Source organism: Parafrankia elaeagni, assembly GCF_000374165.1.
In the GTDB taxonomy this organism is placed as follows: domain Bacteria; phylum Actinomycetota; class Actinomycetes; order Frankiales; family Frankiaceae; genus Parafrankia; species Parafrankia elaeagni.
The window spans coordinates 33,291-46,915 of the sequence record NZ_KB893739.1 but is presented as its reverse complement, the minus strand read 5'-3'; the positions used below and the strand labels follow the sequence as shown (position 1 = coordinate 46,915).

The window sequence follows — 13,625 nt, the reverse complement described above, 5'->3', positions numbered from 1 at the left end:
AGATGGCGAAGAAGGCGCTGGTCGAAAAGGCCGCCCGTAAGCCGAAGTACGCCGTGCGCGGCTACACCCGCTGCCAGCGGTGTGGCCGTCCGCGCTCGGTGTACCGCGTGTTCGGACTGTGCCGGGTGTGCCTGCGGCAGATGGCCCACCGCGGCGAACTGCCTGGCGTGACAAAGAGCTCCTGGTAGTCCCGGAGCTCCTGGTAGTACCCACACGATCGCGGTAGGCCCGCGCGCCCCTGGGGCGCGAGGAGCGGGAACCGCCGTGAGAAAGGCGCCAAGCCATGACGATGACCGATCCGATCGCGGACATGCTCACCCGTGTCCGCAACGCCAACCGGGCTTATCACGACCGGGTGGTGATGCCGCACAGCAAGATCAAGACCCACATCGCCGAGATCCTCCAGCAGGAGGGCTACATCCTCGGCTGGCACGTCGAGGACCCCGCCGAAGGCGCGGTCGGCCGTTCGCTGATCGTCGACCTGAAGTACGGCCCGAACCGGGAGCGTTCCATCGCGGGCGTGAAGCGGATCAGCAAGCCCGGTCTGCGCGTCTACGCGAAGTCGACGGGTCTGCCGAAGGTTCTTGGCGGCCTGGGTGTCGCGATCATCTCCACCTCGTCGGGGCTGCTGACCGACAGGCAGGCCGGCAAGCGGGGCGTGGGCGGAGAAGTCCTCGCCTACGTCTGGTAAGGAAGGCGCAACGATGTCACGGATCGGGCGCCAGCCCATCAGTGTTCCCAGCGGCGTCGAGGTGAGCCTCGACGGCCTGACGGTGACGGTGAAGGGGCCCAAGGGCACTCTGAGCCACACTGTCGTGGAGCCGATCGAGGTCGCCCGCGAGGACGGTCAGATCGTCGTCAGCCGGCCGAACGACGAGCGGCGCAGCCGCTCGCTGCACGGCCTCACCCGCACCCTGGTCTCCAACATGGTCGTCGGGGTCACCAACGGATACTCGAAGACCCTGGAGATCGTCGGGGTCGGTTACCGTGTCCAGGCCCGGGGCTCGGACCTGGAGTTCGCACTCGGCTACAGCCACCCGGTCCCCGTGAAGGCCCCCGAGGGCATCCGGTTCGAGGTGCAGACCCCGACCCGCTTTGTCGTGCACGGCATCGACAAGCAGCAGGTCGGCGAGGTCGCAGCCAAGATCCGCGGACTGCGCAAGCCCGACCCGTACAAGGGCAAGGGTGTGCGCTACCAGGGCGAGGTCGTTCGCCGCAAGGTCGGGAAGACCGGGAAGTAGGTAGACAGACATGGCAGTGAGCCTCAGCGCCAGCGCGCGCCGGCGGACGGCCAAGCTCCGCCGCCACGTTCGCGTGCGCAAGAAGGTGGCGGGAACGCCGACCCGGCCGCGTCTCGTCGTCACCCGGTCCTCGCGGCACATCTATGCCCAGGTCATCGACGACGTCGCCGGCCACACCCTGGCCTCGGCGTCCACGCTGGAGGTCGACCTGCGTGCCTCCGACGGGGACAAGAGCGCCAAGGCCCGCGAGGTCGGCCGCATCGTCGCGGAGCGTGCCCGCGCCGCCGGTGTCGACGCCGTGGTCTTCGACCGTGGCGGTCGCACCTACCACGGCCGTATCGCCGCTCTGGCGGACGCGGCCCGCGAGGGCGGGCTGAACTTCTGATGACCACAGTTACTAGGGAGATGTTCTAGATGCCAGGCCAGCAGCGCCGCGGAGGCGGCTCCGGCGGTTCCGACCGCCGCGAGCGCCGCGACCGTTCGGGCGGTGGCCCGGCGCAGGAGAAGACCGCTTACGTCGAGCGGGTCGTCGCCATCAACCGGGTGGCGAAGGTCGTCAAGGGCGGTCGCCGCTTCAGCTTCACCGCGCTTGTCGTCGTGGGTGACGCGGACGGCACCGTCGGCGTCGGCTACGGCAAGGCCAAGGAGGTCCCGGCGGCCATCGCCAAGGGCGTCGAAGAGGCCAAGAAGCACTTCTTCAAGGTGCCGCGTATCGGCTCCACCATCCCGCACCCGGTGCAGGGTGAGGATGCCGCCGGCGTCGTGCTCCTCAAGCCGGCGTCGCCCGGTACCGGCGTCATCGCCGGTGGCCCGGTGCGTGCGGTGCTGGAGTGCGCCGGAGTGCACGACGTCCTGTCGAAGTCCCTCGGGTCGTCCAACCCGATCAACATCGTGCACGCCACTGTGGCGGCGCTGCGCGGGCTGATGCGGCCGGAGGAGATCGCGGCCCGTCGCGGCCTGCCGCTGGAGGACGTCGCTCCGCCGGCCATGCTGCGCGCCCGGGCGGCCGGGGTCGGTGCCTGATGTCGAAGCTGCGCATCACCCAGATCCGCTCCGAGATCGGCGGCACCCGCAACCAGCGTGAGACGCTGCGGACGCTGGGCCTGCGCCGCATCAACGGCAGCACCGTCCGTGACGATCGTCCCGAGGTGCGTGGGATGATCGCGACCGTGACCCATCTCGTGCGGGTCGAGGAGGTGGACTCCTGATGGTCGAGAAGACGCTGGAGAAGAAGGATTCCGCCACCGCGGAGGAGCCCCGCGGCCGTGGGCTGAAGGTTCACCACCTTCACCCCGCGCCGGGCGCCCACAAGAAGAAGCAGCGGGTGGGCCGCGGTGAGGGTTCCAAGGGCAAGACGGCGGGGCGTGGCACCAAGGGCTCCAAGGCCCGCAAGCAGGTGCCGATCCGCTTCGAGGGCGGTCAGATGCCGCTGCACATGCGGGTCCCCAAGCTCAAGGGGTTCCGCAACCGGTTCCGCACCGAGTACCAGGTGGTGAACGTCGCCACCCTCGGCGAGCTCTTCCCGGACGGCGGCACCGTCGGTGTCGACGACCTGGTGGCCGCCGGTGCTGTCCGGTCGAAGTCTCTGGTCAAGGTGCTCGGCGACGGCGAGATCGGCGTGGCGGTCCAGGTGACCGCACATGCCTTCTCCGGTTCGGCGAAGCAGAAGATCGAGGCTGCCGGAGGCACCGTCACCCAGGCATGACCGTTCGCCTCGGGACGGGCGTGACCACGCCCGTCCCGAGGCGTTTGCTTTGTGCCGGTGGCATCCGGCCGGGCGCCGGTGGACACCTGTCGTCGCCGAGTTCGGCCGTGGTTGCTGGCACCTGTGCTGGACGTCTGACACTCTGGGGGTGGTCCGTCCGAACGTCGGTGGTGCCACCCCGCCGCTCCAGCTGCCCGGTACACCAGTGCCTACCGCGCGTGATGTCCGGACGAGTAAGCCTCAGGTGCTGTTAGAGTCGCCTCACCGCGTACGGTCCGGCTTCGAGGGCCGGCGGGGATCCGTACCAAACACCGCGCCTGTCCCGTCAGCCGTATGGATCAGCAGGAGGAGTCGTGCTCACCGCCTTCACGCGGGCCTTCCGCACGCCCGACCTGCGGAAGAAACTGCTCTTCACCCTGGGCGTGGTCGTCCTGTTCCGCCTGGGCAGCGTCATGCCGTCGCCCGGCGTCTCCACGGCGGCGGTGAACGCGTGTCTCGACTCGGCGAGTGAGGACAGCAACAACGTCTACTCGCTGATCAACCTCTTCAGCGGTGGCGCGCTCCTGCAGCTGTCGGTGTTCGCGCTCGGCATCATGCCGTACATCACGGCGAGCATCATCATCCAGCTTCTCGTGGTGGTCATCCCGCGACTGGAACAGCTGAAGAAGGAAGGCAGTTCGGGTGAGCAGAAACTCACCCAGTACACCCGATATCTGACGATCGCACTGGGAGTCCTGCAGGCCACCGGCATCGTCGCCCTCGCGCGCAGCGGCCGGCTCTTTCCCGGCTGCACCGCCGCGATTATCCCGGACACGAGCCTCTTCCGGATCATCACCATCGTGATCACGATGACCGCGGGGACCGCCGTCATCATGTGGATGGGTGAGCTGATCACGGCTCGGGGTGTCGGTAACGGCATGTCGCTGCTGATCTTCACCTCGATCGCGGCCCAGCTCCCCTCGCAGGGCGGCCGCATCCTGCAGGTCGCCGGCGGCGTCGTCTTCGGTCTGGTGATCCTGCTGGGCCTGGCGATCCTGGTGTTCGTCGTCTTCGTCGAGCAGTCGCAGCGACGTATCCCGGTCCAGTACGCCAAGCGGCTCATCGGCCGCCGGATGTACGGCGGGACGTCCACCTATCTGCCGATCAAGGTGAACCAGGCCGGCATCATCCCGGTCATCTTCGCCTCGTCACTGCTCCAACTCCCGCAGCTACTGGGTCAGGTGTGGAGCAACGCGACATTCCAGGACTTCGAACAGCGCTATCTCTCCCGAGGTGACCACCCGCTCTATCTGGCGGCCTACTTCGCGCTGATCATCTTTTTCACGTACTTCTATGTCGCGATCACCTTCAACCCGACGGAGGTGGCCGACAACATGAAGAAGTACGGCGGGTTCATCCCGGGGATCCGGCCCGGCCGTCCAACGGCCGAGTACCTGGACCACGTGCTGTCCCGCATCACCCTCCCTGGCTCGTTGTTCCTGGGGGTCATCACGGTGTTGCCGTTGGCGCTTCTCAACCTGACCAAGGACCAGCCCTTCCCGTTCGCTGGTACATCGGTGCTGATCATGGTGGGAGTGGGGCTGGAGACCGTGAAACAGATTGAAAGCCAGCTCATGCTGCGCAACTACGAAGGTTTCCTCCGGTAGTGCGCCTCGTACTGGTCGGACCGCCCGGAGCAGGTAAGGGGACGCAGGCCGCCTTCATCGCCCAGGCGCGGTCCATTCCGAAGATCTCCACTGGTGACATCTTCCGGGCAAACGTCCGCGAAGGCACCGAGTTGGGCGTCAAGGCGAAAACCTACATGGATGCCGGTGACCTCGTTCCCGACGAGATAACCATCGGCATGGTGCGCAACCGGCTCGCCGAGGACGACGCGGTCAAGGGCTTCCTGCTCGACGGCTTCCCGCGTAACGTCCCGCAGGCGGAAGTGCTCGGCGGCATGCTCGACGCGTTGAGTACGCGGCTGGATGTCGTGCTCGAGCTGGTCGTGGACGACGACGAGGTCGTCCGCCGGCTCTCCGGCCGCCGGACCTGCCGAAGCTGTGGCCACATCTGGCACCTCGACTTCGATCCGCCGCGCGTCGAGGACGTCTGCGACCGCTGTTCGGGCGAGCTGTTCCAGCGTGACGACGATCGCTCCGAGACCGTCCGCCACCGTCTGGAGGTGTACGCGGAGCAGACCTCTCCGCTCGTCGCCTACTACGCGGCCAAGGGCATCCTCATCGGCATCGACGCCACCGGACCGGTGGACAACGTGACCGACCGGGCGCTGGACGCGCTGCGCCACTACGGCGACTGAGGGCGGGCGGCGGGCGCTCGTGCCGGGTTGCTGAGTTCCCCTGCCGGCACGAGGCGCCGCGGTGGCCTCCCTGAACGAGAGAGCCGTTCCAGGAGGCGGGTGGTCGGGCACCGTGTTCGTCGACCCTGCGCCAGGCAGCTATCGTCGATGGGGCGGAAGTGCCCTGGTCTCGGTGTTCCGGACGCTTGCCCCTGTCCGGTGACCACACCGGACACCTGCGCGGGCGAAAACTACTGAGGACGGGACCGAACCAGCGTGGCACGTCGAGAGCACGTCCAGATCAAGACGGCAGCTGAGATCGCCAGGATGCGGGTGGCCGGGCTGCTCGTCGCGAAGACCCTGGCCAAGCTGCGGGAGGCGGTCGCGCCCGGCGTGACCACCGCGGACCTGGACGCGCTCGCGGAGAAGACGATCCGCGATGACGGCGGCATTCCGTCCTTCAAGGGCTACGCCCATCCTCCGTACCCCGCGTCGATCTGCAGCTCGGTGAACAACGAGGTGGTGCACGCGATCCCCAGCCGGCGCCGGGTGCTGCGTGAGGGCGACATCATCTCCATCGACTGCGGCGCGATCGTCGAGGGCTGGCACGGCGACGCCGCGATCACCGTCCCGGTGGGCGAGGTCCCGCAGGAGGTTCTCGACATGCTGCGGGTCTGCGACGAGGCGCTGTGGCGTGGTCTGGCGGCGGCCCAGCTCGGTGGCCGGCTGACCGACATCAGCAACGCGGTGGAGCGGCACATCACGCCGCACGGCTACGGCATCGTCGACCACTACGGAGGCCACGGGATCGGCTCCGAGATGCACCAGCCTCCGCACGTGTTGAACTACGGACGGCCTGGCCGCGGCCTGAAGCTGGTCGAGGGTGTCGCACTTGCCATCGAGCCGATGATCACTCTGGGTTCGGCGGAGACGGTCGTGCTTGCGGACGAGTGGACGGTCGCGACGAAGGACGGCTCGCTCGCGGCTCACACCGAGCACTCGGTGGCTGTGACTCCGCGTGGTCCGTGGGTCCTCACCGAGCCGGATGGCGGAGTCGCGCGGTTTGCCGAGCTCGGAGTGGTCTGCGGGCAGCCCGCAGACGCGCCGACCGCCCCGTGAGGATGCGTGCCGTGAGAATGTGCAGGGCCCCTGTTGGCCCTTGACGGAGCCGGCACGTACACTCATGAGTTGACGGTCTCCAGCGTCGTCGGGCACCGCCGTTGAGGCGGTGATTCGGTGCGGTGGTGTTGCGTGAGCGCCCTGCCAGGGCTGTGTGGGTGCCCGCCATGCGCGTCCGGGCCGTCATCCCAGCGTCGACGTCAGGACAGCGGAGGACATGCCGAAGAAGGACGGGGCCATCGAGATCGAGGGCCGAGTGGTGGAGCCGCTCCCGAACGCCATGTTCCGGGTGGAGCTCCAGAACGGTCATCGAGTGCTCGCCCACATCAGTGGCAAGATGCGTCAGCACTACATCCGGATCCTTCCCGAGGACCGCGTGGTGGTGGAGCTCTCGCCCTACGACCTGTCCCGCGGTCGCATCGTCTACCGCTACAAGTAGTCGTCATTCCATCATCGAGCGCGGCCCACGGCTGCGTGTGGAGGTTCGTGCGGCCGTGAAGGTCAAGCCGAGCGTGAAGAAGATCTGCGACAAGTGCAAGGTGATCCGCCGTCACGGGCGTGTCATGGTCATCTGCGACAACCTGCGTCACAAGCAGCGCCAGGGCTGATGACGGGTGGTGGGCCATCGGCCCGCCGCCGACCCGGTGGGCCATCGGCCCGCCGTCAGGAGCGACGCCAGACCGCGTCCAGCGGTTCCACCCCCGGTCGGAGGCCGGGGCCTCGTCTGTTATCGGGTCGATGTCCGCCGTGAGGGCGGCCTCGTCACCGGGCAGGGCGGGGGCGGTGTCGTCCGAGACCTCCGGATGCAGGAAGGAACCACCGTTTCATGGCACGCCTGTCCGGCGTAGATCTTCCCCGCGAGAAGCGGGTCGAGATCGCGCTGACCTACATCTTCGGGATCGGCCGCAGCCGCTCTCGGGACACCCTCGCCGCCACCGGCGTCAACCCCGACACCCGGGTCCGTGACCTCACCGACGAAGAGGTCCAGAAGCTCCGGGAGTGGATCGACGCCAACTACCGCGTCGAGGGCGATCTCAACCGCGAGATCAAGCAGGACATTCGCCGCAAGATGGAGATCGGCTGCTACCAGGGTCTCCGTCACCGCCGCAACCTTCCGGTCCACGGCCAGCGCACGCACACCAACGCGCGCACCCGCAAGGGCCCGCGCCGTGCCATCGCCGGGAAGAAGAAGGCCGGCAAGAAGTAGTCATCGGCTCCGCCCGGGCCACGCGTACCCGGGTGCCGACCGCTGACCGACGACCTCACAGACGGAGACCACGGGTTTATGCCTCCCAAGACACGCACTGCCGGCGTCAAGAAGGTCCGGCGCAAAGAAAAGAAGAACGTCGCCCACGGGCACGCTCACATCAAGAGCACGTTCAACAACACGATCGTCTCGATCACCGACCCGAGCGGTAACGTGATCTCCTGGGCCTCGGCCGGGCACGTCGGCTTCAAGGGCTCCCGCAAGTCGACCCCGTACGCCGCGCAGATGGCCGCGGAGAACGCGGCCCGCAAGGCGCAGGAGCACGGGATGCGCAAGGTCGATGTCTTCGTCAAGGGTCCCGGCTCCGGCCGGGAGACGGCGATCCGCTCGCTGCAGGCCGCCGGCCTCGAGGTCGGTGCCATCCAGGACGTCACACCCACCCCGCACAACGGCTGCCGCCCGCCGAAGCGTCGCCGGGTCTGAAGTCCGCGCCAGGGATACGAGAGAGAAGGACGAGCATGGCCCGTTACACCGGCGCGGACTGCAAGCGTTGCCGCCGCGAGAAGACGAAGCTGTTCCTCAAGGGCAGCAAGTGCGAGACCCCGAAGTGCCCGATCGAGATCCGGCCCTACCCGCCGGGCGAGCACGGCCGGGGCCGTACGAAGGACTCCGAGTACCTGCTGCAGAAGCGCGAGAAGCAGAAGTGCGCGCGCATCTACGGCATCCTCGAGAAGCAGTTCCGGGGCTACTACGACGAGGCGAACCGCCGCGCCGGCAAGACCGGTGACGAGCTGCTGAAGATCCTCGAGTCGCGCCTGGACAACGTGGTCTACCGGGGTGGCTTCGCGCCGTCCCGGGACGCCGCCCGCCAGGCGGTCCGGCACGGTCACGTGCAGGTCAACGGCCGCAAGGTCGACATCCCGAGCTACCGGGTCACCGAGAACGACATCGTGGAGATCGCGCCGAAGTCGCGCGAGCTCACCCCGTTCATCGTGGCCCGCGAGACCGCGGGGACCGGCCGCACCGTCCCGCCGTGGATCGAGGCCATCCCCAGCCAGATGCGCCTGCTCGTCCACTCGCTGCCCGCTCGCCAGGTGATCGACACCCAGGTGCAGGAGCAGCTGATCGTCGAGCTCTACTCGAAGTAGGCGTTGCCCGGCTGCCGGCCACGCCGGCCGGCAGCCGGTTTCACCAGTGGCGCGTCGGGCCGGATCGTGGCTCGGCGTACTGTTGGGGGGTACGGGGATGGACGGATGTCCCTGTGCCGGCCCCGCGTTCCGGGGCATTCACGGCGTCATATGGCGGTCGCCGTGTGCGGAAGGAAGATCTCATGCTGATCGCTCAGCGTCCCACCCTCGCCGAGGACCCGATCACCGAGTTCCGGTCGCGTTTCGTGATCGAGCCGCTCGAGCCGGGTTTCGGCTACACCCTCGGAAACTCGCTGCGTCGCACCCTGCTGTCGTCGATTCCGGGCGCGGCCGTGACGAGTATCCGGGTGGACGGCGTCCTCCACGAGTTCTCCACGGTTCCCGGGGTCAAGGAGGACGTGACCGACCTGATCCTGAACCTCAAGGAACTGGTCGTCAGCTCCGACAACGACGAGCCGACCGTGATGTACCTGCGCAAGCAGGGCCCCGGTGAGGTCACCGCGGCGGACATCGCACCGCCGGCCGGCGTCGAGGTGCACAACCCCGACCTGCACCTGGCGACCCTTAACGACAAGGGCAAGCTCGAGATCGAGCTGACCGTCGAGCGGGGCCGCGGTTACGTGAGCGCCGCGCAGAACAAGCAGCCCGGCCAGGAGATCGGCCGTATCCCGATCGACTCCATCTACTCGCCGGTGCTGAAGGTGACCTACAAGGTCGAGGCGACCCGTGTCGAGCAGCGGACGGACTTCGACCGGCTGATCGTGGACGTCGAGACGAAGCAGTCGATCTCGCCGCGGGACGCGATGGCCAGCGCGGGCAAGACCCTCGTCGGCCTGTTCGGCCTGGCCCAGGAGCTCAACGCCGAGGCGGAGGGTGTCGACATCGGCCCGTCCGCGGCGGACGCCGCCCTGGCGCTGCCGATCGAGGAGATGGACCTGACCGTCCGCTCCTACAACTGCCTCAAGCGCGAGGGCATCCACACCATCGGTGAGCTGGTGTCCCGCAGCGAGGCCGATCTGCTCGACATCCGCAACTTCGGGCAGAAGTCGATCGACGAGGTCAAGACCAAGCTGGGTGCCATGGGCCTGCAGCTCAAGGACTCCCCGCCCGGGTTCGACCCGCGTCAGGCGGTCGACACCTACGGCACCGACACGTACAACCCGTCGTTCTCCGACCCGTCCGACGACGGTCGCGAGTTCGTCGAGACCGAACAGTACTGATCCGACCGTGTGGCCCGGGCCCCCGGATGACCGGGGGCCCGAGGCGCACGTCCACCGGGGGCCCAGCCGTGCTTCCCGGCAGCGCCCGGAGTACAGCGAGAGGAACGAGGAGCACCCATCATGCCCACGCCAACCAAGGGCGCCCGGCTCGGCGGCAGCCCCGCACATGAGCGACTGCTGCTGGCCAACCTCGCCACCGCGCTGTTCGAGCACGGTGGCATCACGACCACCGAGGCGAAGGCGCGTCGGCTGCGTCCCTACGCCGAGCGCCTGGTCACCCACGCGAAGCGTGGTGACCTGCACGCGCGGCGGAGGGTGATGCGGGTCGTCCGGAACAACTCGGTCGTGCACACGCTCTTCACCGAGATCGGGCCGCGGTACGCGGATCGTAGCGGTGGTTACACGCGCATCGTGAAGCTCGGCCCGCGCCGCGGCGACGCCGCTCCGATGGCTCGCATCGAGCTCGTCGAGGCGCTGACCGTCGGCCAGTCGGCTGTCGCGGAGGCGGAGCGTGCCCGCGGGACACGGTTCGCCGCCCGCAAGGCTCCGACCGGCGCCACGGCCGAGGCCGCCGACGACCTCCGCAAGGAGTCGCCGACGGCTGCCGGGGTCGCCGCCGAGGCCGAGGCCGCGAAGGCCGCCGACGCCACCAGCGCCGACGCCACCAGCAGCGAGGCCGTGAGCAGCGAGGCCGTGAGCAGCGAGAACGAGACCGGCGCCGAGACCAAGCCGGAGAGCTGAGCGGTTCCGACTGTCGTGGCGGCCTGGTTCGTGGCCGGCTGCGGAGTCGGTGCATCTGATCGACCAGGAGCCCGTCGCCCATGGTGGGGTGGCGGGCTCCTGCGTGTGCGCCCGGAGTTCGCCACGATGGTCCGGGTAGATCCCCCTGTAGTGCGAGGGTCCAGGTAGGTCCCCGCGGGGGACGAGGGCCGTGCCGGGCGTCAGGGCTCCGGGACTGCCGTGTTGCGGTGTGGGAGGTCCTGATGGCTGGCCAGATGGCAGTGGTGACCCCGACAGCCCCGATCGAGGGGCTGCTCCGCCTGCGACTGGATCTGTCCTATGACGGCACCCCGTTTGCCGGGTGGGCCCGTCAGCCAGGGCAGCGCACGGTCCAGGGCGACGTCGAGGACGCACTGATGAGGGTGGCCCGGCTGTCGGCGGTGCGCCTCACCGTGGCCGGCCGCACCGACTCGGGCGTGCACGCCATCGGCCAGGTGGCGCATGTCGACCTTCCTGCCGGTACCCCGGTCGGGGGGCTGGCCCGCCGGCTCAACGGGGTGCTCGACCGCGCTGTCCGCGTCACCGGCCTCGCACCCGCCCCGGCCGGGTTCGACGCCCGCTTCTCGGCGCTGTCCCGCCGGTACGTCTACCGGATCACGGATGCGCCCTACGGGGCGGCCCCGCTGCGCCGCTTCGACACGCTGGCCTCCCCGCGCCCGCTGGACACCGCCGCGATGGCCCAGGCCGCACTGCTGCTGCTCGGGGAGCATGACTTCGCCGCCTTCTGCCGTCGGCGCGAGGGCGCCACGACGGTACGGACACTGCTGCGCCTGGATGTCTCCCGCAGCGCGGGCGGCGTGATCCTGGCCGACGTCGAGGCTGACGCGTTCTGCCATTCGATGGTGCGCGCCCTGGTCGGCGCGCTCGTAGCGGTGGGGGAAGGGCGCCACCGACCGGAATGGGCCGCCGGTGTGCTCGGCCGCGGTGTGCGCGACCCCGCCGTCACCGTGCTCCCCGCGCATGGCCTGACGCTCGTCGAGGTCCGCTATCCCCCCGACGCGCTGCTGGCCGCCCGCGCCCAGGTGACCCGGGCGGTACGGGTTCCGACGACCTCCTCCGGCTGACCGGGCGGCACGCCAGGGAGCCCTTGGCGGCCAGCCTTTCCGTGCGTCGGGATGCGGGCTGGCTCAGCGGTCGGCCGGGCTGGCCGCGGGGGAGGAGCCGCCGCCGGCGGTACCGGTCCCACCAGCGACCATGCGCTGGGCGATCGGCTCGACGGCGATCAGCCCCAGATCGGTGATCGTGTCGCGCAGCGCCGGGTCGTCGGGACCGCCCTGGCTGCCGTCGACATAGGCGAGCTGCGTGAGGATCATGTAGTGCCCGCGGGCGATGGCAGCTCGCCAGGAGTTGTCCCCGGCCGGGCCGAGGACCTGTGCGTTCTCGATCGAGCCCGCGGGGATCGGCAGTGCGGTCACGCCGCCCCGGCCCTGGGCGGCGATCGTCGCGGCTGCCTGTGCGGTGCTCTGCGTATCCGTGACGAACACCGAGACACCGGCGAGCACCTGCGGGCCGCCCCCGGCCGGCGCTGTCAGGTACAGCGCGCGGACAAGTTGGGTGCATGAGTCGTCGTTGAGGGCGGTGACGAGCTCACCGCTGCGGTCCGGGCAGCCGGACACCACGCTGGAGCTGAGCCGGGTGTACCGGTGGCCCTGGACGGTGATCTCGCGGTCGGGGAAGAACTCGTTCGCCGCCACCGGCCTTGAGTCGGAGGCCGCGCTGTTGATGAAGTTCGGGTCCACCGACGGTGCCGCGGCTGTGGGCGCCGGGGTGCCCGAGGTGCCGTCGCCGCCACCCCGGGCGAGGACGATGACGGCTCCCGCGGCAACCAGGGTCAGCACTACCGCGGCCGCAACCGCGATCAGCCGCCGTGTGCCTGGCCGCCCCGGGGCCCCTTCCTCCTCGGGGACCTCGAAACGCCTGACGTCTCCACCGAAACGGGCCCGCTCGCCGGGACCGTCCCCGCCGCTCTCCGCAGCTTCGCGGCGGTCGGCGTGGTCGAGGTCGGTCTGCTGACGACTCATCGCGACCCGGGTCCTGGCCGGCTTCGCGAGGTTCGCCGAACGGGCCCGCGGCTCGCTACCGATCAGACCCGGCCGCGACTGCGCGGCGTCCTCCTCGGGATAGGGCGTGGCGATCGGACCGGTGGGTGGCTCCTGCGGCCCCTGCGCCCCAGCCGGTGTCGTGGCCGAAGGCGGCCTGCCGGCAGCTGCCTGGCCTACGGCCGGGGCCTCGGGACGTGGCGCGAGGACCGGAAGCGGGGTGGTCGCGGTGCGCAGGTGGAAGGAGAAGCCTCCGGTCTGCTCAGGACCGAGCTCCGCCGGAGAAGCCTGGCCGCCCGCACCGACCGCCTGGTCCCGATCACCCGCCCAGTCGGCCGGCTGGGCGCCGTGGGCACCGCCGGCGGCATCGCCGTGCGCGCCGGGCCCGGGCAGTGGGCCGGTCGGCAGGTGGCCGGCGATCGGATAGCCGCCCTGCTGGTGGCCGGCGAGCGGGTAGGCGCCGGTGACGTAGGTGGGGAGCGGACCGAACAGTGGATCCTCGACCGGCGGGGTCCATCCGCCGGCCGGCAGTTCCTCGGGCGTGCCACCCGAGCCGCCCGGACCCGAGCCGCCCGGACCCCGGTCACCCGGACCCCGGTCACCCGAGCCCCGGTCACCCGAGCCCGAGCGGACCTCGAAGGGCAGGTCGTCCGCGGGTTCGGATGGCATGGGCTCCTCCTCGCTCATCCCACGCCCCGCTGCCGAGATGCCCGCCCCGCCGCGGTGTGCCTGCGGCGAGGTGGGAGCCCACGGCCGGCGCGGTCTGTGGCGCGGTATGTCGTGTCAGGCTTGGCGGAGCGCCTCGCGGTCTGCTGCGAAGGCGACGCGTCCGGATGTCTGCGAGAGAATAGCCGAACGCGGCATATGCCCCGGTCAGTCGGCGTGTCG

At 69.6% G+C, this 13,625-nt stretch carries 19 protein-coding genes; 18 read left to right on the top strand and 1 reads right to left on the bottom strand.

The genetic code is table 11. The features are described 5' to 3' along the window. Positions 1–2: 2 nt before the first annotated feature. The 18 genes from B207_RS0120435 (at position 3) to truA (ending at position 11,762) form a co-directional block, all read left to right on the top strand. Positions 3–188, top strand: coding sequence for a type Z 30S ribosomal protein S14 (locus B207_RS0120435; protein ID WP_006539145.1), 186 nt, complete (start codon positions 3–5; stop codon positions 186–188). A 95-nt stretch (positions 189–283) separates the two neighbouring features. After that, complete coding sequence (gene rpsH, locus B207_RS0120430) at positions 284–691, top strand: 30S ribosomal protein S8 (RefSeq protein WP_018638464.1); 408 nt, start codon at positions 284–286, stop codon at positions 689–691. Positions 692–704: 13 nt separating this feature from the next. Further along, entirely contained in the window at positions 705–1,241 is a 537-nt protein-coding gene (rplF, locus tag B207_RS0120425) for a 50S ribosomal protein L6 (protein WP_018638463.1), read from the top strand. Positions 1,242–1,251: 10 nt separating this feature from the next. Beyond that, entirely contained in the window at positions 1,252–1,626 is a 375-nt protein-coding gene (gene rplR / locus B207_RS0120420; protein ID WP_018638462.1) for a 50S ribosomal protein L18, read from the top strand. A 29-nt stretch (positions 1,627–1,655) separates the two neighbouring features. Continuing rightward, positions 1,656–2,264, top strand: a complete 609-nt coding sequence (gene rpsE / locus B207_RS0120415) for a 30S ribosomal protein S5 (protein ID WP_006539149.1) — start codon at positions 1,656–1,658, stop codon at positions 2,262–2,264. Further along, complete coding sequence (gene rpmD / locus B207_RS0120410; RefSeq protein WP_018638461.1) at positions 2,264–2,449, top strand: 50S ribosomal protein L30; 186 nt, start codon at positions 2,264–2,266, stop codon at positions 2,447–2,449. The genes rpsE and rpmD overlap by 1 nt, the downstream gene beginning before the upstream one ends. Further along, positions 2,449–2,946 (top strand): 50S ribosomal protein L15, encoded by a 498-nt coding sequence (gene rplO, locus B207_RS0120405; RefSeq protein ID WP_018638460.1) that lies wholly within the window; start codon positions 2,449–2,451, stop codon positions 2,944–2,946. Before rpmD ends, rplO begins: the two co-directional genes overlap by 1 nt. Positions 2,947–3,299: 353 nt before the next feature. Next, positions 3,300–4,592, top strand: a complete 1,293-nt coding sequence (secY, locus tag B207_RS0120400) for a preprotein translocase subunit SecY (RefSeq protein ID WP_018638459.1) — start codon at positions 3,300–3,302, stop codon at positions 4,590–4,592. Next, entirely contained in the window at positions 4,592–5,245 is a 654-nt protein-coding gene (locus B207_RS0120395; RefSeq protein ID WP_018638458.1) for an adenylate kinase, read from the top strand. The genes secY and B207_RS0120395 overlap by 1 nt, the downstream gene beginning before the upstream one ends. 255 nt (positions 5,246–5,500) lie before the next feature. After that, positions 5,501–6,343 carry a type I methionyl aminopeptidase gene (map, locus tag B207_RS0120390; protein ID WP_018638457.1) on the top strand — a complete coding sequence of 281 codons (843 nt, stop codon included), beginning with the start codon at positions 5,501–5,503 and terminating at the stop codon, positions 6,341–6,343. A 217-nt stretch (positions 6,344–6,560) separates the two neighbouring features. Further along, on the top strand, positions 6,561–6,782 hold the full coding sequence (infA, locus tag B207_RS0120385) for a translation initiation factor IF-1 (RefSeq protein WP_006541558.1): 222 nt from the start codon (positions 6,561–6,563) through the stop codon (positions 6,780–6,782). A 55-nt stretch (positions 6,783–6,837) separates the two neighbouring features. Beyond that, positions 6,838–6,951 (top strand): 50S ribosomal protein L36, encoded by a 114-nt coding sequence (gene rpmJ / locus B207_RS0120380; RefSeq protein ID WP_003956441.1) that lies wholly within the window; start codon positions 6,838–6,840, stop codon positions 6,949–6,951. Between the two features lie 218 nt (positions 6,952–7,169). Next, on the top strand, positions 7,170–7,550 hold the full coding sequence (gene rpsM, locus B207_RS0120375; RefSeq protein ID WP_018638456.1) for a 30S ribosomal protein S13: 381 nt from the start codon (positions 7,170–7,172) through the stop codon (positions 7,548–7,550). 78 nt (positions 7,551–7,628) lie between these two features. Continuing rightward, the gene (gene rpsK, locus B207_RS0120370) at positions 7,629–8,033 is read left to right on the top strand and encodes a 30S ribosomal protein S11 (protein WP_018638455.1); all 405 of its coding nucleotides are present in this window, start codon (positions 7,629–7,631) and stop codon (positions 8,031–8,033) included. A gap of 35 nt (positions 8,034–8,068) precedes the next feature. Then, complete coding sequence (rpsD, locus tag B207_RS0120365; RefSeq protein ID WP_018638454.1) at positions 8,069–8,698, top strand: 30S ribosomal protein S4; 630 nt, start codon at positions 8,069–8,071, stop codon at positions 8,696–8,698. A gap of 182 nt (positions 8,699–8,880) precedes the next feature. Next, positions 8,881–9,918 carry a DNA-directed RNA polymerase subunit alpha gene (locus B207_RS0120360; RefSeq protein WP_018638453.1) on the top strand — a complete coding sequence of 346 codons (1,038 nt, stop codon included), beginning with the start codon at positions 8,881–8,883 and terminating at the stop codon, positions 9,916–9,918. A 120-nt stretch (positions 9,919–10,038) separates the two neighbouring features. Continuing rightward, a complete protein-coding gene (rplQ, locus tag B207_RS0120355) occupies positions 10,039–10,659 on the top strand; it encodes a 50S ribosomal protein L17 (RefSeq protein WP_018638452.1) in 621 nt (206 codons plus the stop codon). A gap of 242 nt (positions 10,660–10,901) precedes the next feature. After that, the gene (truA, locus tag B207_RS0120350) at positions 10,902–11,762 is read left to right on the top strand and encodes a tRNA pseudouridine(38-40) synthase TruA (RefSeq protein ID WP_230205132.1); all 861 of its coding nucleotides are present in this window, start codon (positions 10,902–10,904) and stop codon (positions 11,760–11,762) included. Between the two features lie 63 nt (positions 11,763–11,825). On the opposite strand, the gene B207_RS42370 is transcribed toward truA, so the two are convergent. Further along, positions 11,826–13,406: a hypothetical protein gene (locus B207_RS42370; protein WP_018638450.1), complete on the bottom strand. Its 1,581-nt coding sequence runs from the start codon at positions 13,404–13,406 to the stop codon at positions 11,826–11,828. Between the last annotated feature and the right edge of the window lie 219 nt (positions 13,407–13,625).